Source organism: Ignavibacteriales bacterium (assembly GCA_016709765.1).
GTDB lineage: Bacteria > Bacteroidota > Ignavibacteria > Ignavibacteriales > Ignavibacteriaceae > IGN3.
On sequence record JADJMD010000012.1, the window covers coordinates 785,514 to 807,639 of the forward strand.

A 22,126-nucleotide genomic window follows, 5' to 3' on the forward strand; every position below is an offset into this window, starting at 1 on the left:
TTTTTATCAATAATAAATTTTCAAAATATCCTACAATCTATCCGAACTGCAAGGAATCAAGTGCTTAACTTCATAATCAATATTTGTCGGTATAACACGATAAATCCATCCTTCAAAAAAAGGATCTTTTTCTACAAGACTTGGATTTACTGCTAAATTATTATTAACCTCTACGATCCTACCGGAAACTGGGGCTAATAATTTATGAACTCTGTCTTTTATGGATGTAAAAGATACACAGCAAATTCCTTGTGCTATTTCATCATCAACATTTTGTAATTCTATTTCTCTAACTGATTCAAAAGTTTTAATAAATAAATCACATACTCCAACTAAAACTGAGCCTTCACGTTCTTGCACCATCCAAGATGAATAGCCCAATCTGAAATATTTTGGAGGACAATTAACATAAAGTATTTCATCAGTATTTTTTTGCAAAGATAAGATTTTTTGTCTGTCTCTTAATTTTTGATATTTGTTTGCACGATAAAGTGAACTAAGTAATTCATCTACCGTAAATGGCTTGGGAATAAAATCTACGGCGCCATTGTAAAGTGAGTTAACTGCATTTTCAACGGTTGAATAACCTGTTGTCATAATAATTGTGCTATCAATTTTTTTATTGTGCAGTTCATCCAAAATCTGAAACCCATTTCCATCAGGCATCATAATATCGCAAAGGATAATCGGATAATAGTTTTTTGAAATTTTATCTATTGCATCTTTAAAATTTGTTGCTGAATCAACTATATAGTTTTCAAGTGAACAAATTTTTATTACCGCATCTAATATTACTTGTTCATCATCAATTACTAATATGTCTTTTACTTTATTCATTTTTCAATTTCATCTTTGCTGAGACAACGGAAGCCTGATAATAAACGTAGTTCCCTTGCCAAGTTCACTGTCAACATTTATCGTTCCGTTATGATTATCAATTATACCCCATATTACAGCCAAGCCAAGTCCAGTTCCCTTTTGTCCTTTGGTTGAAAAGAAAGGCTCAAATATTTTTGATAGGTCTTCTTTCGCAATACCGGAGCCTGTATCTGTAATTCTGATTTCGATAAATTCTTTAAGACCTAATGAATCAACATAATCCCATTTTTCCCAATTACTATTTTCTGATGAACAAACTTCATAAATTCCTTGCCCACTTATTTCAAAAGATAAGATAGGTGATCCGCAAATTGGACAAAGTTTACCCTGCTCTACAATTGAATTATTACAATCGGGACAAACAAATTTTGCATCTTTTTCAATTTTAAAACCAGGATCAAAGTTGTTTCTATGTTTCCCATAAATAGGATCAAGATGAATAATACCTTCTTTGCTGCCGGATATTACTTTTACTTTTAAAGCAGGCAATCCATCAATTCTAAAATCATTATCAATTAAACTATGTCTTTTAGGGCAGGCTGCTTTTTTGATTTGCGCTATTCCAACAGGCGCTAATGAAAGTTGTTTGGTATGTATTGTTATAACTCCGCCGTCTTTTCCAATTGCGTCCGAAGCGTTTACAAGAAGATTAATTATTACCTGCTGTATTTGGTTAGCGTCAACAGTAAGAGTTGTTAGATTGTTTTCAGATTCATTTACAATTTTAACTTTGTTTAAAGATAACTGACTATCAATAACACTAATTGCTTTATCAATTATTTCGTTAATGTCGGCGTTGCTTTTCTTTGGAACAGATTGTCTTGCAAAATCCAACAGACTTTTTACTATTTCTCTGCTTCTTAAAGTTTCCCTTACAATTACCTTTAGATCTTCCTGAAACTCAGGATTATCCTTTGTTCTCTTTAATAAAAAGCTGCTGTAAGTTAAAACACCCGTAAGCGGATTATTAATTTCGTGGGCAACACCTGCCGCCAGTCTTCCAAGTGAAGCCATTTTATCTGATTGGAAAAGCTGCATCCTTGCTTCAGCTAACTTTTTGGTCATATTGTTAAAAGAAGTGCCAAGTTTTCCTATTTCATCATCTGCCAATTCTTTAATTGTGTAATTAAGATTGCCCTGACTTACCTGCAGTGTGCCGTTCAGTAAATCATTAACAGGATTTGAAACCCATCTGCGAATAAAAAATGCTATTACTAATCCAACACCCAAAATTGCAATTATTGAAAAGAAAACAATTTTCCATTCACTACTTAAGATGGCCTTATCAACTTCTTCAAGCGAAATTGAAACATCAAGCACTCCTAGAACTTTTTGGTCTTTTGGATGTGCGTGACAATCAGACAGCCAGCAGGATTTTTCATTATAAATTGGTGTAATAATTCCGAGTACACGATTTGAATCCTGAAATACTCTAAATATTCTTGTTCTTTCAGTAATGGAGATCTGTTCTAGAGGTTTATCTTCAGCATGGCAGGCGTAGCAGCTTTCCGCTCGTTTATCCACCATTTTATTAATTTTGGTCGAATCTGAAGAGTAAATTATTTCTCCAAATTTATTAATGATCCTTACATCACGAATCTGCGGAAGGCTTCCAATAGAATTTATTGTTTGTTGGATTCTGTCTCTTTGATTCAACATCATATCAAATCTTGTGCTTGCAATAACAGTTTCACCAAGTTGGTTTGCATGCCGTTCAACTTCTGATATTAAATTGCTGCTTTGCGATCTAACATTGAAGTAAGCAAACACACCTATTATCACTAATGATGTGAACGCAACAACAAATATTAAACGGAATCCAATTTTCTTAAACATACATTTCTACTTAACTAACTTTCCAGGTTTCTGTTTTGGATAAGTGTAATCATCATGACAATTAACACAAGATGGTTTTACAGAAAAATTATTTTCTAAATGACAATCTTCACAACCAAAGTCTGAGTGTGTTTCATCAAGCTGCAAACCGGTAACGGTATGTTTAAAGTTTTCGCTATTCCAGGTTTGATGACAACTTTCACATTTATTATTTAATTTTTTGTACGGCAGTGCTGAACCATGACATTTTGTACAAGTTAGATTTATATGAAACTTATTTAACGCCCAACCCGTTTTATTGCCGTGATTAAATTGTTCAGTTACTTTTTGGTCATGACAGTTGTTACAATTATCAACCTTACTATGGCAGCTAATACAATTCTTATGCTGCTCTTCAAATGTCTTTTTAGTTACAACTTTTTGATTTTTATTCTTATCAGTTTTATTAACATCGTGGCATTTTGTACAACTTTCCTGTTTATGACAAGTTGCACAACTTAATCCAAATTTTTTAGTGTGATCATCATGATAAAATGTTACAAACTTCCCTTTATCAGATTTAGTTTCATACACTAATTTAGTTGGTTCAAGAACTATTGGATGTTCTTTGCCAGCATACTTCTTCTGGATACTTTCCTGTTGCTTTCCGTTCTTTAAATCTTTTTTGGGTGTATGGCAAGTATTACAACCAGTTTCATGACTCCATTCACGATGACAATCCATACACTGCCTGTGATATGCACCTTTCAAATCAGGTAAGCTGACATCTTCGCGCTTTCTTGTGGGTTCGTGACAGCTATTACACTTTAAAATTGGTCCAGTTGTATTGTGATGATGACATCCTTCGCATCCACCACCTAGACTAGACATCTGAGCATGAATCTTATGTGAAAAATATACAGGACTGTATCTATCACTTAACTCATCTATTATAAATAATTCAGGGGTTTGTTCTGGCTTTTGATAAACAGTAGTTATTTTTTCTCGAGGACAAATAACTAGACACGGTTCATTTTTAGTTGGAACCTCACAAGTGTGACAGGTTTTGCAACTTATATTAAGTTTTGAGTGGTCTTTGCCCGGACTTTGCTGTGCATTAATTGCGAATGCAAAAATTATAACGAAGAGGATTGAAAATATTTTTTTCATTATTTACCTCCTCTTATTGTGTATTTAGATTGAGCAGCAGTTTGTTTACCCGGTAAACTGATAACTGGAAAATTAAGAACAATAAAGCGGTATAAAAGAACAAGCATTGCTACAAACCCAACAGTTACAGATATTTCTCCGAATGAAGGGAAATATGATTCTGTGGAATAAGGCGGATTATATGCAACAACAAAATTATTAATTCTGTTTAACAAAACTCCAAACACAACCAAAGCTGATGCTGTAAGAAGTAGAGGTGGAGATTTTAAAACTTTTGTCGATAAAAACATTCTTAATGGTATTATAACACCAAACAACATTTCAATTGTAAACATTATGCTTGCGGTATTAAATTCACCAAGATATACAAAGGTTTTTCTGATAAACATATCTCCTATTTTTGCTGCAAGATAAATCCCCAGTAGTGGCGCAATCATCGAACCTAATTTAGAAAGAATATGCATTTCTGGTTTTAAACCTAGTGAGCGAGAAGCAATCAATGATTCAAAAATCACCATAGGAAATCCAACAGCAATTGCAGATAATAAAAACAATAATGGAAGCACTGGCGTTTGCCACAATGGATGCATTTTTGGTCCCGCAATAACCATTAATGTTCCAAGGGATGATTGATGTAGTGATGAAAGTACAACACCAGCAATAATAAAAACAAACATTGTTTTTGAAAGACCTCGATCAAGTAAACGTAAGATTTTATCTATAATCTTGTTCAGACCTGAAAGAAACCCTGGCAAATTAACTTTACCAATAAATCTTTCAGTAACTACAGGAAGAAATTCGATATAAAGTACTGTCAAATAAATCATTACACATATACCAACTTCAAATAGTGCTGAGTTGCCGTTCCACATTACAAGCGGATGCCAGATAAAATACCATCTTCCGATATCAACAAAAACTCCCATCGCAACAAAAGTATATCCGAGCATGGCTGTTAATAATGCTGGGCGTACAATAGCATGATATTCATCTTTGTGCATTATATGACCAAGTGCAGCTGTTGTAAATCCACCTGCTGCAAGTGCAACGCCTGCTGCAACATCAACACCAATCCACAATCCCCATGGATATTGATTATTTAAATTTGTAACAGCACCAATTCCAAAAAAGAACCTCCCCATCAAAAAAACTAAACCATTTAATGCAATAATTATTAAAACAAAAACACCGGGAGTAAAATATTTATGTTTAATAGGTACAGGATTTACAACTTCGTGACTCATTATTTTACCTCCTCATCTAACTCTTTGCGTCGTTTTGATATCCACATGATTCCCCCAAGCAAAGCATATAAGGAAACCGGTGGAACAAAGTATGCAAAGATTCCGTGTTGTATTGATTCTGAAACACCAGGTGCAGGATTTTTACCAAGATTTGGAAAATCAAGCTCTGCAAAATCTTTATTTGCTAAATACATCCAGGATGTGCCGCCAACTTCATATTCTCCAAAAATATGATCAACATATCTATCTGGATTTTTCTTTATTCTATCACGCGCAATTTTAACAAGTTCAGTTCTGCTTCCATAGGTAAGAGCTTCAACGGGACAAATACTAACACAGGCGGGCAGTTTGCCTTCTTTTGTCCTATCAAAACAAAAATCACATTTCATAATTTTTGGATTTAATGCTTTATCGTATTCAAAAGCTGGTACTTGAAATGGGCAGGCTGCCATACAGTAGCGACAACCAATACACATATCTGTATCCCAGGTAACTGAGCCATTTTCATGTTTTGAAAATGCACCTACGATACAAGCCGAAACGCACGCAGGATTATCACAATGCATGCATTGAACTTTGACATCTATAGGGAGATTTGAATTTTTGCCTGGCGAATACTCATTTACAACTGTTAAAGCTGTATGATCAGGTCTTCTTTTGGTTTCTAATATTTTGCGATCTTCGTAGGATTCTAAGTTTCCTGCAAGTAGATCATGTGCCCCTTTACATGCCCATTCACAATTTCTGCATCCAACACAAACGGTTGTATCAACTAAAACTCCCATTCTATCTTCGGATAAAATATTTTTAGGACTAGCTTTTGCTGTCGCGGAAAGCCCAGTAACACCCGCACCTATTAAAGCGGTAGATTTGAGGAAATCTCGTCGACTTTTCCCAGACATATTCCCCTCCTTTCAATTAGTTTCCGATTATTTTTATTCTTTGTTTGTTAGCAAGTACTATTGATAATAGAAAATCATACCATTTTGATTAAAAAATGAATAGAAAGTAAATGTTAGAAAATATTTGATTTATCAAGAATTGCAGTTGGAGAAGTATTATAAATGATATTTGTTATTTGTTAACCATTCTCAAGGCTGACAACAACAAATAATAATTTTCTATGATAGAGAAGTAATTGTTAGTTGGTAATTCTTTATAATTACTTAATCTTAACTTTTAACAATTGTTAGAGGAAAGAAAATAATAAAAAAGAATTAATTAGAAATGCTGTGTATTCTTCCACACTTAGGACAAGTGATAGAATTGTTTCTATAATCCGGTGGTACTTTTAATTTTATTCCACAAGTACAATTAATGAAAAAGAAATTATTTAACTTCATCATTAAATCACCAACTTCTCTTTTAACTTGTTTATCAGTTTCAAATGAAGTCTGGGAAAGTTCAGTACTCCTTAATCCAATTTTGGAATTATCAGTTAACCCGGATTGAGGAATCACATTAGATTGTCTTCCTTTAATTTGATTAAATGCAGTTTGATAATTTGCAAAGTTAACACCGTGGGTCATTGAACGTAAAATATTAATTCTTTCTGTTATCGGTGGGTGTGTACTTGACAAATTTGAAATTTGCATTCCCTTTTTCTTTAAAGGATTGATGATGTACATGGGAGCAGTTACCTTGTTAGCAGTTTTCAAATCGAGATTGGAGCTGGAAATCTTTTCAAGTGCTGAGGCTAATCCATCAGGATATCTTGTTAATCTAACTGCGGAAGCATCAGCCAGATATTCGCGTTTACGTGATATTGCAAAGTAAAGAAGTTGCGCCATAATCGGACCGAGAATAGCCAATACAATTGCAAGCACTAAAATAATAATTTGTGCCTGTCCGCCTTTATCTGATGATTTAGATTTATATCTAGAACCTCCACCAAACCATAAACTTCTAGTAAAAACCTCGGCCATTAGAGTGATTGCACCAAGCATCATTCCTGCAAATGTCATCACTAAAACATCACGATTTAGTATGTGAGACATTTCATGAGCAACGACGCCTTGTAATTCATCTCGATTTAAAGTACCTAACAATCCGGCAGTTACAGCTATTGCGGAATTTTCTGGTTTGATTCCTGTTGCAAAAGCATTTGGGGCAGCATCGGCAATTATATAAATTTTTGGTTGGTGCGGCAGGTTTGCTGCAATTCTCATTTCCTCTACAACATTGTACAACTGCGGATGTACATCTTGAGTAACTTCTTTTGCTCCACTTACAGTAAGTAAAATTTTGCTCCCGGCAAAGTAACTTACCATTGAAAGAATTACCCAGAGAATTAACGCAAAGAAGATACCAAAAAAGCCACCGTTTTCAGGTTCATAAAAACTTCCAAAAGTAAAACCAATCAGGATGAGAAGTAATCCCATCCCGATAAAAATAAAAATTGATTTTCTTTTATTAGCTGCTATCAGTTCCCACATCATAAAGAAAAATATCCTGTATTAAGAAAAACTAACTTTAGGAACTTCTTTTTCAGCTTTGTCTTCAATTTCAAAAAATTCTTCTTCTTTAAAACTGAACATTCCAGCTACTACGTTGGAAGGAAACATCTGAATTTTATTATTATAAAATAAAACCTGATCGTTATAAGCCTGGCGAGCAAAAGAAATTTTATTTTCAGTTGATGTTAACTCTTCCTGCAATGCAAGAAAGTTTTGATTTGCTTTTAAGTCTGGATAATTTTCAACCTGAACACGAAGCTGACCAAGAGCACCGCTTAGCATTCCTTCAGCAACAGCTTTATCGCCAACACTGCTGGCATCCATTGCCTGGCTTCGATATTTAGTAATGTTTTCCATTATCTCGCGTTCGTGTTTCATGTAACCTTTTACAGCTTCAAGCAAATTAGGAATAAGATCGTGTCTTCTCTTTAACTGCACATCTATTTGTGACCATGCATTTTTAACACGGTTTCTTAATCCAACTAATGAATTGTAAATGGAAACAAAGTAAAATCCGATAACAACTATTATCGCAATAAAAATAATGAAGAAAGCCATAATGCCTCCGTTAATGTATGATTAGATATAAAAGTTCAATATCAATTTTTAATTTATTCCCCAAACACTTCTTTCAACAACTCAATCATTTTGTTGTTTTTTTTCCTCGGCAGATTTTAAAAGCAACTTGAGCTCACCGCTATCAAACCAAAGTCCATGATTGTTAGTACATTTATCGATTATTATACCTGTGTTCTCAAATTCAACTTTTTCCATTTTCTTTTTACAGTTAGGACACCTTCTTTTCTCTTCATCAAAATCATATTTAACAAAAAATGATTCAGCAATTTCTTTTCGATCTGAATTAGAAAATACTAATTCTAATTCACCATTATCTAACCAGATACCTTTACAAGCAGAACAATAATCAATTTCAACTTGATTAAGTTCTAATATGATCATTGAATTTTTGCAAGCAGGACAATTCATAATTATAAAATTTTGTTGATGTGAAATTGCAAAGAATATTTGAGATTAAAAACAGTTTGAAGTCACTATTTCAAATGCTTTCCCGATTCAATATAGGGTTTAAATCTTTCAAAAATAAAATGTTCCCAAACATTTTCTACAATTGCAGACATTCCTTCTTCCATTTCACCTGAGCCATGAACAGAAACTTTCAATAATGTAGAATCTTGATCTACCTCAGAGAATTCATAAGTTGTTACAATCTGAACTGCTCTTCCGGATAATCCAAGCGGCCCATCAAAACGAATCATCTCCGGACGCTTTGAATAAATCACTGTTGCGTGTAAAACTCCGTTTCCTTCATCATCAAATATTTCCCAGAATCCGCCGCCGGGTTTTGCCTCAATAAAAAACTTTTTAGGATTATCGGAAAATGAATGATCCCACCAGCCACTTATATCTCCGGTTGCAGCATCAAATATTTGTACTGGTGTTCCTGGAAGAATGACTTCTTTATTAAATGAAAAAATATCATAACGTGGTTTTGATTTGTCTGTTTGTTGAGCAGGAAGATTAATAATTAAAGTGAAAGCCAATAAAGATATGATAGATAATCTCATATTATTACTCCTAAATTAGAGTTAATTATTCTATTGATGTTTATATGTAATATTTTAAAATAAATTTAAAAATTAATTAACTAAATTAAAATAAAAATTATTTCTGTAGTTTATTTTTCGTTCCCAAATCAAATCTAATTCCTTATCTTTTCGGCAACGTTTTTTAAGATTTTTTAACAAGGATTTGTAATGATGAGAATAATATCTCTTTTAATCATTGGCTTTCTAATCATCTTAACTTCCACAAACTTACAAGCCTGCACTAACTTTATTGTAACCAAAGGAGCAAGTGTTGATGGATCAGTTATGATCTCATATACAGCTGATTCGTACGAGGCATACGGCGAGCTTTATCATTATCCTGCTGCGGTTTACCAAAACGGCGCCTGGTTGGAAATATATGAGTGGGACACAGGAAAGTTTCTTGGAAAAATTCCGCAAGCTTCTGTTACTTATAATGTAATCGGAAATATGAATGAACATCAAGTTGTTATTGGTGAAACTACTTTCGGTGGGAGAGAAGAACTTGGCACACCAAATGGAATTCTAGATTATGGAAGTATGATTTACATCGCTTTACAACGCAGCAAAACTGCACGTGAAGCAATAAAAATAATGACTGATCTTGTAAATGAATTTGGTTATTACAGCAGCGGTGAGTCATTTTCTATTGGGGATGCGAATGAGGCCTGGATTCTTGAACTTATTGGGAAAGGTGAAGGTAATAAAGGAGCAGTTTGGGTAGCTGTAAAAATTCCTGATGGATATATATCTGGTCATGCTAATCAATCACGTATAACAACTTTCCCCTTAAATGATCCCGAAAATTGTTTGTATGCTCCCGATGTGATTTCCTTTGCAAAAGACAATGGTTATTTCTTGGGTAAAGATTCTGAATTTAATTTTTCTGATGCCTACGCTCCTTTGGATTTTGGAGCGATAAGATTTTGCGATGCAAGAGTTTGGTCTTTATTTAGAAGGTGCAACTCAACAATGGATAAATATATTTCATACATCAAAGGCGAATCTTTAAACAGAATGCCGTTGTATATTAAACCAGATGAAAAATTATCTGTTCACGATGTAATGGGTTTAATGCGTGATCATTATGAAGGAACTGAACTAGACATGACAAAAGGAATTGCTGCCGGTCCTTATCAAATGCCTTACAGATGGAGACCATTAACGTGGCAATATACTGGTGAAGAATATTTTCATGAGCGTCCAATTTCAACACCCCAAACTGGATTTTCATTTGTATCTCAAGCTCGTGCACATTTACCTAGAGAAGTTGGCGGTGTTTTTTGGTTTGGTGTTGATGACACTTACTTTACAGTTTACACTCCTATGTATTCATCAATGAGTAGAACTCCTTATAATTATTCTAAAGGCGTTGGTTCTTTATCTCAGTTTACCTGGGATTCAGCATTCTGGGTTTTTAATTTTGTTGCAAATTTTTCTTACCCGCGATATTCAATTGTTATTGATGATGTAAAGAAAACACAAAATGAAATTGAAGGAAAATATTTTGCGCAACAGGAAAATATTGAATTAACAGCTTTATCACTTCTTAAAAATTCTAAAGGTGAAGCAATTGATTACTTAACTAATTATTCAATTGCATCTGCTGAAAACACTTATAAAACCTGGAAGCAGTTTGGAGAGCATTTAATAGTAAAGTATATGGATGGATTATCAAAAACAGAATTTTTTAAACCTAAAAATATTGGATACCCTGAAGAGTTTAAGAAAATGATAGTTGAAGAATCAGGCGATGCTCTAAAAATGAAAACAATTATAACCGATCAAACTGTGGCATATAACGAAAGCATTAAAAAAGCTGATGAACTGTTAAATGAAAAAAAATATGCTGAGGCAAAATCATTTTATGAAAAGGCTTTAGAATTAAAACCTGGAGAAGAATACCCCAGAATCAAAATTGAAAAGATAAAATCAGTATTAAGTTCCATTGAAGAATTACATAAAAACACTTTTTAAAAACTAAACACTTAACAAAAATGAAAGAACATACAAAACCTGATATTAATTTTGATATTGAGATCAAATATCTTGACTTGATTTACTCAGATATGCTGGAAGCAATTCATCAAAAACCTGGTGAAAATGACATTGAAGCGATGCGCCTATATATGGATAACATCTGGGGAGTTTTTAATCGAACAGTATTCAGAGTTACAGAAGTAAAAAACAGTCTTCAGAAAGATCAAAAATTAATCCACGAAACCTGGAACCCGCCAGCCTAAAGAAAAGATAAATTTTAAATACCAAATTGCATTTTTTTGTGATTTGGTATTTGGTTTTTTGAATTTTCATTCTCACTTTCGCTCTGATTTTTAGTAGTTTTGGTCTGTACATTTTTAGAATTTAGGAGTTACAATGGCTCAAGAAGTAAAACTCGGTGATAAACCCGAATTGGAAAAAGATTTTTCAACTACATCTTACGAAGAATGGAAACAGCAAGTTGAAAGAGATTTGAAGGGTGAATCATTTGATAAAAAACTCATTACAAAAACTTACGAAGAAATAAATCTTCAACCACTTTACACCTCAACCGATATTAAAGATCTTCCACAAATAAATAATTTTCCAGGCTTTGATAATTATCTCCGCGGCAGTAATGTTTCTGGATATAACTTTAAAAGTTGGGAAATCGCACAAGAATACAACCAGGCTCTTCCCGAAGAATTGAATGAGGTATTACGATCTGATCTTCAACGTGGATTGAATTCAATAAATATAGTATTAGATAATCCAACTCAACTCGGGATTGATGCCGATCAATCTAAAGCAGGTGAAGTAGGTAAAGATGGGTTATCAATTTCTGGTGTAAGAAAAATGCAAATTTTGTTTAAGGATATTGATTTAACAAGTCAACCAGTAAACATTAACTGTGGATTTTCTGCACTTCCAATCACTCTTCTTTTTACTGCTTATGCTAATGAAACACGCAGAAGTTTAATGAATATAAAAGGATCAATCATATCAGATCCTTATGAATATTTATTGGTTAATGGTGATTTGCCAATTTCATTAAGCCAGATTTTTGATGAAATCAAATTATCTACCGAGTTGATGATCAAATCCAATTCTCCGATTAAAACAATTGGAATCAGCGGATTTATATATAACAACTCAGGTTCGAATGCTGTTCAAGAACTTGCCTTTGCCTTTGCAACTGCTGTGGAGTATTTGAATGAAATGATTTCCCGTGGATTAAAAGTAGATGATGTTTCAAAAAGAATTAAGTTCACTTTTGGAATTGGTTCATTCTATTTTATGGAAGTTGCAAAACTACGAGCAGCAAGAATATTGTGGAATAAAATTCTTGAATCTTATGGAGTTAAAGAGGAATGTAGAAAAATCTTCATTCACGGTAAAACTGCTCAATTCAACCAAACACTTTTCGATCCATTTGTTAATTCACTTCGTACCACAACAGAAGCGTTCTCAGCAATTGTCGGTGGAGTAGATTCGCTCCAAACAAATGCTTACGACGAATCGTTTAATGTTCCCGATGATTTCTCAATACGACTTGCGCGTAACACACAAATTATTTTAAAAGAAGAATCTCATCTTGATCAGGTAGTTGATCCTGCAGGCGGATCATTTTTTATCGAGAAGCTAACTGCTGATATTGCACAAGCTGCCTGGAAATTATTCCAAACAATTGAAGAAAAAGATGGAATGTTGAACGCTGTACAATCCGGTTTCGCACTAAACGAAATCATTAAAGTGGCCGATTCTAAGAAAAAAGATTTTGCAAAACGTAAATCAATTTTGGTTGGGACTAATATGTATGCAAATCCAAAAGAAGATATGATCGATATTAAACAAACTGATTTTGATGCAGTTTACAAAAAGAGGGTTGAGTATATTCAGAAATATAGAATTACGGGTGATAATAAAAAACATTCTAGTATTCTTGCAAAATTACAGAAAATTGCTGATTCAAAATCCTATGAATTAATTGACTATGCAGTTGATGCATTTCTTGAAGGCGCATCACTAGGTGAAATTTCTAAATCCATTCGTGCTTCTGCTGAAAAAGGAATAACAGTTGAACCTATAAGGCAATTTCGCTTATCAGAAATGTTTGAAGAATTGAGAATCTCATCAGAGAATTTTAAAAAGAAAACCGGCAGTAAACCTAAAATTTTTTTAGCAACAATGGGCCCGCTAAAGCAATTTAAAGGCAGAGCAGATTTCTCTCGTGTTTTTTTTGAAGTTGGCGGATTTGAAATAGTCTATCCAAATGGTTTTAACTCAACAGACGAAGCAATAAAATCAGCAATTGATTCAAAAGCTCAGGCTGCTGTTATTTGCTCAACTGATGATACATATCCAGAACTTGTACCTCCAATTGTAAAAGGAATAAAAGAAAAATCAAAAGATGTAGCAGTTATACTTGCAGGATATCCAAAAGATCAGATTGAAGAACATAAAAAATCCGGGATTGATAATTTTATTTATATGGGTGCTGATGCTTATTCTATAATATCCAACTTATTGAAAAGAATGGGAGCAATGTAATATGAAACCCGATTTTAAAAATATTGAACTTAATTTATCTCCAAAAAATATTTCTAAAAAAGAGTGGGAAGAAAAGTTTAAAACAGAAACTGGGAAATCTGTTGAAGATTTTATCTGGGAAACGATGGAAAAAATACCCGTAAAACCACTTTACACAAAAGATGATATACAAAATCTCGATCACGTTAATTACCTTTCCGGAGTTCCACCATTTTTACGAGGACCATATTCAACGATGTATGTTCAGCGCCCATGGACAGTAAGACAATATGCAGGTTTTTCGACTGCCGAAGAAAGTAATGCCTTTTACAGAAGAAATCTTGCTGCCGGCCAAATGGGTTTATCCGTAGCATTTGATCTTGCAACTCATCGAGGTTATGATTCTGATCATCCAAGAGTTATTGGCGATGTTGGAAAAGCCGGAGTTGCAATTGATTCTATTGCTGATATGAAAATTCTGTTTGATCAGATTCCACTCGACAAAATGTCTGTATCAATGACGATGAATGGTGCTGTTCTTCCTGTTCTTGCTTTTTATATTGTTGCAGCAGAAGAACAAGGGGTTAAACATGAACAACTGACCGGAACGATTCAGAACGATATTCTAAAAGAATATATGGTTCGTAACACTTATATATATCCGCCAGAAGTTTCTATGCGAATCATTGCAGATATTTTCAAGTTTACCGCTAAGAACATGCCTAAGTTTAACAGCATTTCAATTTCAGGATATCATATGCAGGAAGCAGGTGCTACAGCCGATCTTGAAATGGCTTACACGCTTGCAGATGGTTTGGAATATGTTCGCACTGGAATTAAAGCTGGAATGGACATAGATGAATTTGCACCGCGTCTTTCTTTCTTCTGGGCGCAGGGAATGAATTATTTTATGGAAGTTGCTAAAATGCGTGCCGCAAGATTGATATGGGCAAAGATGATTAAACAGTTTAATCCTAAAAATCCAAAATCAATGTCGCTTAGAACTCACTCCCAAACTTCCGGTTGGAGTTTATCCGAGCAGGATCCGTTCAACAATGTTGTGCGAACCTGCATTGAAGCAATGGCTGCAGCACTTGGACACACACAATCACTTCATACAAATTCTTTAGATGAGGCGATTGCATTGCCTACTGATTTTTCTGCGCGAATTGCACGTAATACTCAGCTTTACTTGCAGGATGAAACTTACATTACAAAAGTTATCGATCCCTGGGGTGGATCTTATTATGTTGAAGCCCTAACTGACGCTCTACTTAAAAAGGTTGGGAACATATTCTTGAAGTTGAATCTTATGGTGGAATGACTAAAGCTATTGAAGCAGGAATTCCAAAGATGCGCATTGAAGAAGCATCAGCACGAAGACAAGCAAGAATCGATTCTGGCAGAGAAACGATAGTTGGGGTAAATAAATACCGATTAGAAAAAGAAGATCCAATTGAAATTTTAGAAGTTGACAATACTGCAGTTAGATTGTCACAAATAAAACGTTTGAATGAAGTGAAGAAAAACAGAAAGAATGAGGATGTTAAACAAGCACTTGATGCACTTACAAAATGTGCAGAAACAGGTGAAGGTAATTTACTTGAGCTTTCAATTGTTGCTGCAAGAGCACGGGCAACACTTGGAGAAATCTCATCAGCAACCGAAAAAGTAAGCGGAAGGTACAAAGCCGTGACAAGAACAATATCAGGAGTTTACAGCAGCGAATACGCTAAAGATGACGAACTGTTTGAACAGGTTCGCAAGATGACAGATGAATTTGCAAAGCACGAAGGTCGCCGCCCAAGAATAATGATTGCAAAAATGGGACAGGATGGACATGATCGAGGTGCAAAGGTTGTAGCAACAGCATATGCTGATATGGGATTTGATGTGGATGTTGGTCCTTTATTCCAGACTCCGGAAGAAACTGCACAGCAGGCGGTTGAAAATGATGTTCACGTTGTTGGAATGAGCTCACTTGCAGCAGGACATAAAACTCTTTTGCCACAACTTATTGAAGAGCTTAAGAAACTTGGCAGAGAAGATATAATTGTTATTTGCGGTGGAGTTATTCCTGCACAGGATTATGATTTTCTTTATGAACATGGTGCTTCAGCAATCTTTGGTCCTGGTACAAAAATTCCAGTTGCGGGAATTAAAATTATGGAGCTGGTTAAGGAGAGGTTTTAAAGTTATTCATCCCATTTTCCTATGGGCGAGATCAGTTATTGTTTGACAGCATGTAAAAATGTAAAAGATGTCTTGTTGACATTGCCATGTTTTTTATCTGATCGGTGTAAAAATAAGCTATATCCTTTTTAATGGGAATTTCTATGACCTCAAAAGTTGAATTCTTGGAAGTGAATTCTTTTAAGTCTATGAGGATTGAAAAAACGTTTTCTGTTTCATCTTCCACTACTTGATAACCATGTTTTAACTTATTTAGCATTTTAAAAAAAGGGATTTTTATTCCTTCTTTCATTCCAATTCTGTTTAAGACAATCGATTCGAGCGAATTTTTCAGATTGTAAATTTCATTATAACCTTGAGCAATTGCTCTATCAACACTTTCAAATGTCATTTCTAATTCTTTAATTTTTTCACCTGGGAGATTTTTAATCAATTCTACCGGGTCTTTCAGCCCAATATAATCTATGAATTCTTGATTATTCCAACCTTGAATTTTGTGAAGCAATTCTTCTGAATAATTTCCATTCTCACCTTCCTTAATAAACACTTTGTGATAAATTGCAACAAGAGCTTTCGTAGTATTTAGTTTTTTCTGATGAAATGCTTCTATGAGCATAAGAACAATTTCAGTTTGAAAATAATAGTTTTCTAATGTTTGCAATAAAATTGCTTTAACATCATCTGCTTTAATACTTAAATCATCTCTTAACTTTTCAGAAAGTAAATAGCTGATCGCTGGACGAGCAGCAAATCCAAATGCTTGAAAGGAATTTAAAAATTCTTCATCTGTGATTTTTCTTTGAAACATTTATTACCACATCAATTCTTTACTTTATTAAATTAGTTTTTCAAACTTATAGTAAATCTAATAACTTAAAAAATATACAATATTGCCTTGGTTAGATTTTAAAGTCGATTTACTTTAGTTAATTTCATTTGGATTTGCCTTTTTGAGAAAACATTTGGTTCTAAACTTCTGCCAATCCAACTAATTGGCAGTAAAATAAATGAAAGTAAATGAATCGATTCTTGGGTAGATCTTTTATATTTACCTAAGAAATAATGTAACTCCAACTTCTAGCGATTTCCCTAACTTGGTTCGATTACTACGTAGATATTTCACTATTCAATAAATTATTCTCTCCAAACTATAGACTTAAAATCAATTATATATGCCATTTTTCAATTATCTGTCCTAAATAGTTTTAAATATTATTCGATAATTAGTTAAAAACTATTTACTACTTTTAGAAAGGGATACAATGGCACTCTTCACCTGGTCAGCAAAATATGAAACAGGTATTTTTATAGTTGATACTCAGCATAAAAAACTTGTTGAAGCAATAAACACACTAAGATGATGCTATGAAAGATGGTAAAGGAAAGAAAAAGCAGAATCAACTTTAAACTTTCTTGTTAATTACACTGTTCAACATTTTAATTCTGAAGAAGATCTGATGAAGAAAAGGCTTATCCCGATTTTGTAAATCACAAAGCGGTGCACGACAAACTGGTTGCTGAAGTAAAGGATATGAAAGCAAAATACATGGCTGGCAAAGTATTACCAATGCAGGTTTCTGCATTTATGTCAGATTGGCTAAAGTCTCATATTTTAGGGACAGATAAAAAATATGTCTCATTTTTAAAAAATTAACTGGGCACATCCGTCTTCAGCTTAATACAACTAACCAAAGCTGAAATTATCGGACAATAGAAAAAAAGAGCTCTTCTGAGCTCTTTTTTATTATTTAATTCTGCTATGCAATAATGATTCTTTGGCGCATCATCCTTAATTTTACACCGCAATTATTTTAGCCCACGTAGCTCAGGGGATAGAGCGACGGTTTCCTAAACCGCAGGTCGCAGGTTCGATTCCTGCCGTGGGTACTACTGCTTTAATACATCCGCAACAGAATTTAAGTAGTAAGTTGGTTTGATATCTGAGTTACCATTTTCATAGAGTTTCACTCCGGTGGAAACTAACGCCGTATCAATTCCTAATTTATTACCCATCAAAATATCAGTTTCTAATCTATCACCAATTAAAATTGAATTAAATAAATCCCCATTTAGTCTTGACTTGATTTCCTCAATCATAAAATCTGAAGGTTTGCCAAAATGCAATTCTAATTTTTATGAGTTCTTTTTTCTAGTGCTGAAATTGTTGAACCTGCATCAAGAACTTCGCCGCCATCAACTGGACAAGTATCATCAATGTTTGCTGCAAAAATCTGGCTCCATTTTCTAGGGCCTTTGCTGCAATTTCTAGTTTATCATAATTTAAGGTTCGATCAAGCGTTACAATTAGTATTTGTATTTCTTTAGGATTTGCAGAATAATTTAAACCGGAATCAACTAGTTCATCAATAAATATTTGTTCGCCAATAGCATAAAATTGTTTTTTTGGATGATTACTGATTAAATAGTTTTTTAACACAATTGTTGAGTTTAATATTTCAGTTTCTTCAATATTTAATCCAAACCCTTTTAAGAAAAGGTAATAATCTTTAATGGTTCCCGTCGTTTTGTTTGAAATAAAAAGAATCTTCTTCCCAAGCTTTTTGAGGTAATTTATAGTTTTATCAGCATTAGGAATAATATTTTCACCACGATAAACAGTGCCATCCAAATCAAATATAAATGTGTTGTATTTATTTAGCATAATTCAGTTTGCTTTAAAAACACCAAATGATTTGGTTTCAATTAATATTAGTTGATTAGTTTTATAAATATTTCTGTGGTACTTATCAAATACAGAATTTGCACTATATAATTCACGCAATGGGAAATCAAACTTGATTGAAAGTTTATCGTCGCCAAGATTAAAAATGCAAATTGTTTTTTTATCACCAAGTACACTCTCAAATGCAAATGCTTTTTTATCGTTATCAGAGAAAATAAATTTAATTGTTCCAAGTTTTAATTCTTTGCATTCGTTTTTTATTGCAATAATATCTTTATAATAATTTAATAGATCTTTGTTTTGCTCAACAGTGTATGAACCAAATCCTTTCTTAAAGCCAGATGTTTCATCAATAACTTCATTCTCATATTTCATATCATCCCAAATCATAGGCTTACGGTCGTGTGGATCATCGGCGCCCCACATCCCAACTTCATCGCCATAATAAATCATTGATGCACCTCGGTAAAGGATTTGAAATGCAGCAATTAGCTTCTGTTTTTCATAAACTTCTTTGCCTGGTTTCCCCGGATTATAATTAGGATTATCTTCGTTTGCATCGTGTTCATATTTACGATCAGGATTTTGAATTAAACTCGAAAGTCTTTCCGTATCTATGGCTGGACAAAAGATTTTGAAGTACAAATAAATTTTCAGAGTCATAAGTTTCATCAATCTTTTTAATCTTTCAATAAACTCATCTACTGATATTTTGTTTTTATCTGCAACAAAAAAATCATTAACCGCAAATGCAAAATCGTAATTCATTAAAGCATCAAATGGTCCATTTGAAGAAACAAAATCGGCAGACAATTCCCACAACTCACCAACAATTATAGATTGATTATTAATTGATTTAACAAGTTTACTCCATTGTTTCCAAAATCCGATTGGAACTTCGCGAGCAACATCTAGTCGCCAACCATCAATTCCATCAGATGGATTACCATCACCATTTGGATCCATCCATTTTTGAGTTGAATGATAAATATATTGCTTCGGTCCTTCTACTAAATCATCTATTGTACGATTAAATTCTGGGAGTGATTTATGACCCCACCAGCCTTTGTAGTCAAATTCATTTGTTGCTGTTACGGGATCATCAAATGAATCAATTATAAACCAATCTTTATACTTTGATTGTTCCTGATAATTAACAATATCCTGAAAGGCCCAGAACTGCACTCCAGTATGATTAAAAACTCCGTCAATGATTATTTTCATTCCGCGTTCATGAACTTCATCAACCAACTTTAAAAATAATTTGTCAGCTTCTGTCCATTTCCATGTAGCAGGATTTTCTGGAATTTCTGAACACATTAATTTTTTATCACCAACCGGATCAGGTCCAAAGTTTACATCGATATGATGATAGCTTGAACCATCATACTTGTGCATTGAAACTGCTTCAAACACTGGATTGAGATAAATTGCACCAACTCCCATATCTTTTAGATAATCCAGCCTGTTAATAATCCCTTGAATATCACCGCCATATCTTCTATCGGTAAGATGATTTCTTACTTGTCCGCCGAGTTTTTGTTCCCAGTCACTTTGTTCAAACCAGTTAGATGTCCAGTTTGTAACCTTCCAATCCTTTGGAATAGATTTATCGTTGATAAAAACTTTTTCTGCTTCAGGATCATTTGATAAATCACTGTTTGCAAATCTTTCTGGAAATATTTGATACCACACAACACCTTTTGCCCACTCAGGCAGTTTGTTTTGCGCAAAAGTTGTGTTGATTAGAATAGTTAAGACGATAAAATATTTTAGTTTCATAATCCTAATTCAGTTCTCATAAGTTCTAGAGCCTGTATAATTGTATGAGGCCAATAGCCAAGTTCACTTTGTGCCTTAATTGTTATTAATCCTGATTTCAGAGGTCTACGTGCAGGTTGGTTTAAATCTTCTGTTTTAATTTTACTTATTAAAGATTTATCAAGGTTAAAATAATCAGCAATCATAAGTGTAAAATCAAAACGAGACAAAAACTGACTGCCGCCGATATTATAAATTCCTTCCTTTTGCAACTCAACAATTTTATTAATTCCCTGTACCAGATCGTCAATAAAAGTTGGATTGTTTATTTGGTCGTCCACAATTTTGATCGGTTTTTTTGTAAGTAAAGAATCTACTACCCACTTAACAAAATCAGGACGACTAAACTTTGCAGTGCCATATAAAACATTTGTTCTTAAAATGGTGTATTTAATGCCACTTAACTTTAAAACATTCTCACTTGCTAATTTTGTTCGAGCATAATACCCAAGCGGATTTGGAATATCATTTTCCAAATAGGGTCCGTTTTTCCCGTCAAAAATATAGTCTGTTGAGATATGAATTAAATGTGAATCTAAAACTCTTGCTGATTCGGAAAGATGTTCTACGCCCTTTACATTTATTTTCCAAGCGAGTTCTCGTTCGGTTTCGCTTAAATCCACATTTGTAAATGCAGCTGCATTTATTATAAAATCAGGACAGAAGTCTTTTATTATTTTTTTAATGTCGTTTCGGTTTGAAATATCGCACTGCAAATAATCAAGCTCTTCAAATACAGATTTTTCTTCCACAGAAGTAGATAGTAGTTCCACATCGTTTAGAGAAGAGTAGAACTCAACTACACGTTGCCCAAGCATACCGTTAGCGCCAGCTACAAGTATTCTTCTTTTTATAAGATCAATAGAAAACATATTTATTTAATTAATTTATTTGCAACAAATTGCTCAGCACTCTCAACAGCATTTTTTAATGAATTGATAGCATTATTATTTCTAATATAACTATAAAAGAAAGATGCCCCAAAAACATCGCCACACCCAATAATATTTGGATTAATAATTTTCTTAGCGGCTATAAAGTACGATGAAATTTCGTTTTGTCGAGAATAGAAAACTTTTGCTCCAAGTTCACCCTTTGTAACACAAATAACTTTTACACCAAGAATAAACAGTTCTTCAACAATTTCCAGTTCTGTTTTCTTGCTAGATAAAGTAAATAATTCATTTTGGTTAACCTGAATTACATCTAAACACTTTGCCCAATTTTCAAAATCATAAATTATTCTAAATTCTCTTTTATAATCATCACCAATCCCGCGCGAAAGTGTATGAATATCAATATAAATCAAACCAGAATAATTATCTCTTAATTGTTTTAACTGTTCAAGAGTTATATCAAAACCGGTAATCATATTAATTAAAATGCCATCAAAAAAATTTAGATCTGAAAAGTTAAGCGTTAGATTATTTGTGATATTTTCATATTTCTCGTGTCTTTCTCTGTCTTTTTCAAGATTAAGATGAACTCTTGGAATTCTATCCGTTTTTTGAAGAAAGCCTGAATTAACTTTTTCAAATTCAGGTTTAAAGTAACTGTAAGTCTCATCATCAATTTGGGAGCAGAGAAAAATTTCATCTTCATTTTTCTTTAAACGATTTAAAGCCGAGACAGAATAATATATTCCACCTGCACTTATACTTTCCATTTTATCTAATCTGATAAAATCCAAAACCGAATGTCCAATAACAAGTAATTTCATCATTATAAACTTTTGTTACTCAAAATTAC

18 protein-coding genes, 1 tRNA gene and 1 pseudogene are annotated in these 22,126 nt (G+C 33.5%); 5 read left to right on the plus strand and 15 right to left on the minus strand.

Annotation, left to right across the window (positions count from 1 at the left end; genetic code table 11):
* Positions 1–30: 30 nt before the first annotated feature.
* The 9 genes from IPJ23_09420 to IPJ23_09460 all read right to left on the minus strand — a co-directional run bounded on the left by IPJ23_09420 (position 31) and on the right by IPJ23_09460 (position 9,150).
* The gene (locus IPJ23_09420; protein MBK7630907.1) at positions 31–837 is read right to left on the minus strand and encodes a response regulator; all 807 of its coding nucleotides are present in this window, start codon (positions 835–837) and stop codon (positions 31–33) included.
* Between the two features lie 9 nt (positions 838–846).
* Entirely contained in the window at positions 847–2,715 is a 1,869-nt protein-coding gene (locus tag IPJ23_09425) for a HAMP domain-containing protein (GenBank protein ID MBK7630908.1), read from the minus strand.
* A 6-nt stretch (positions 2,716–2,721) separates the two neighbouring features.
* Positions 2,722–3,864 carry a hypothetical protein gene (locus tag IPJ23_09430; GenBank protein ID MBK7630909.1) on the minus strand — a complete coding sequence of 381 codons (1,143 nt, stop codon included), beginning with the start codon at positions 3,862–3,864 and terminating at the stop codon, positions 2,722–2,724.
* On the minus strand, positions 3,864–5,108 hold the full coding sequence (hybB, locus tag IPJ23_09435; GenBank protein MBK7630910.1) for a Ni/Fe-hydrogenase cytochrome b subunit: 1,245 nt from the start codon (positions 5,106–5,108) through the stop codon (positions 3,864–3,866). Before hybB ends, IPJ23_09430 begins: the two co-directional genes overlap by 1 nt.
* Complete coding sequence (locus tag IPJ23_09440) at positions 5,108–6,010, minus strand: 4Fe-4S dicluster domain-containing protein (GenBank protein MBK7630911.1); 903 nt, start codon at positions 6,008–6,010, stop codon at positions 5,108–5,110. Before IPJ23_09440 ends, hybB begins: the two co-directional genes overlap by 1 nt.
* 315 nt (positions 6,011–6,325) lie before the next feature.
* Positions 6,326–7,543 carry a M48 family metallopeptidase gene (locus tag IPJ23_09445; GenBank protein ID MBK7630912.1) on the minus strand — a complete coding sequence of 406 codons (1,218 nt, stop codon included), beginning with the start codon at positions 7,541–7,543 and terminating at the stop codon, positions 6,326–6,328.
* A 21-nt stretch (positions 7,544–7,564) separates the two neighbouring features.
* Positions 7,565–8,122, minus strand: coding sequence for a LemA family protein (locus tag IPJ23_09450; GenBank protein ID MBK7630913.1), 558 nt, complete (start codon positions 8,120–8,122; stop codon positions 7,565–7,567).
* 81 nt (positions 8,123–8,203) lie between these two features.
* Positions 8,204–8,524, minus strand: a complete 321-nt coding sequence (locus IPJ23_09455) for a zf-TFIIB domain-containing protein (protein MBK7630914.1) — start codon at positions 8,522–8,524, stop codon at positions 8,204–8,206.
* Between the two features lie 92 nt (positions 8,525–8,616).
* Positions 8,617–9,150, minus strand: a complete 534-nt coding sequence (locus IPJ23_09460; GenBank protein MBK7630915.1) for an SRPBCC domain-containing protein — start codon at positions 9,148–9,150, stop codon at positions 8,617–8,619.
* A gap of 189 nt (positions 9,151–9,339) precedes the next feature.
* Between IPJ23_09460 and IPJ23_09465 the strand changes: the two genes are divergently transcribed.
* The 4 genes and pseudogenes from IPJ23_09465 (at position 9,340) to scpA (ending at position 15,873) form a co-directional block, all read left to right on the plus strand.
* The gene (locus tag IPJ23_09465) at positions 9,340–11,148 is read left to right on the plus strand and encodes a C69 family dipeptidase (GenBank protein MBK7630916.1); all 1,809 of its coding nucleotides are present in this window, start codon (positions 9,340–9,342) and stop codon (positions 11,146–11,148) included.
* 20 nt (positions 11,149–11,168) lie between these two features.
* On the plus strand, positions 11,169–11,414 hold the full coding sequence (locus IPJ23_09470; protein ID MBK7630917.1) for a hypothetical protein: 246 nt from the start codon (positions 11,169–11,171) through the stop codon (positions 11,412–11,414).
* 133 nt (positions 11,415–11,547) lie between these two features.
* Entirely contained in the window at positions 11,548–13,701 is a 2,154-nt protein-coding gene (locus IPJ23_09475) for an acyl-CoA mutase large subunit family protein (protein MBK7630918.1), read from the plus strand.
* 1 nt (position 13,702) lies between these two features.
* Positions 13,703–15,873 (plus strand): annotated as a pseudogene (scpA, locus tag IPJ23_09480) (methylmalonyl-CoA mutase).
* Positions 15,874–15,904: 31 nt separating this feature from the next.
* On the opposite strand, the gene IPJ23_09485 reads toward scpA, so the two are convergent.
* Positions 15,905–16,681 (minus strand): hypothetical protein, encoded by a 777-nt coding sequence (locus tag IPJ23_09485; GenBank protein ID MBK7630919.1) that lies wholly within the window; start codon positions 16,679–16,681, stop codon positions 15,905–15,907.
* A 1,006-nt stretch (positions 16,682–17,687) separates the two neighbouring features.
* On the opposite strand from IPJ23_09485, the gene IPJ23_09490 reads away from it, so the two are divergent.
* Positions 17,688–17,760, plus strand: a tRNA-Arg gene (locus IPJ23_09490).
* Here IPJ23_09490 and IPJ23_09495 read toward each other — a convergent pair.
* From IPJ23_09495 to IPJ23_09515, 5 genes are read right to left on the minus strand one after another with little or no spacing between them, the layout of a single operon-like run.
* Positions 17,761–17,970, minus strand: a complete 210-nt coding sequence (locus IPJ23_09495) for an HAD hydrolase-like protein (GenBank protein ID MBK7630920.1) — start codon at positions 17,968–17,970, stop codon at positions 17,761–17,763.
* Positions 17,971–18,022: 52 nt separating this feature from the next.
* Complete coding sequence (locus IPJ23_09500; GenBank protein MBK7630921.1) at positions 18,023–18,535, minus strand: hypothetical protein; 513 nt, start codon at positions 18,533–18,535, stop codon at positions 18,023–18,025.
* Positions 18,536–18,538: 3 nt separating this feature from the next.
* The gene (locus IPJ23_09505; protein ID MBK7630922.1) at positions 18,539–20,338 is read right to left on the minus strand and encodes a glycoside hydrolase family 13 protein; all 1,800 of its coding nucleotides are present in this window, start codon (positions 20,336–20,338) and stop codon (positions 18,539–18,541) included.
* On the minus strand, positions 20,335–21,249 hold the full coding sequence (gene rfbD, locus IPJ23_09510) for a dTDP-4-dehydrorhamnose reductase (protein MBK7630923.1): 915 nt from the start codon (positions 21,247–21,249) through the stop codon (positions 20,335–20,337). Before rfbD ends, IPJ23_09505 begins: the two co-directional genes overlap by 4 nt.
* Positions 21,250–21,251: 2 nt before the next feature.
* A complete protein-coding gene (locus IPJ23_09515) occupies positions 21,252–22,097 on the minus strand; it encodes a carbohydrate kinase family protein (GenBank protein MBK7630924.1) in 846 nt (281 codons plus the stop codon).
* Between the last annotated feature and the right edge of the window lie 29 nt (positions 22,098–22,126).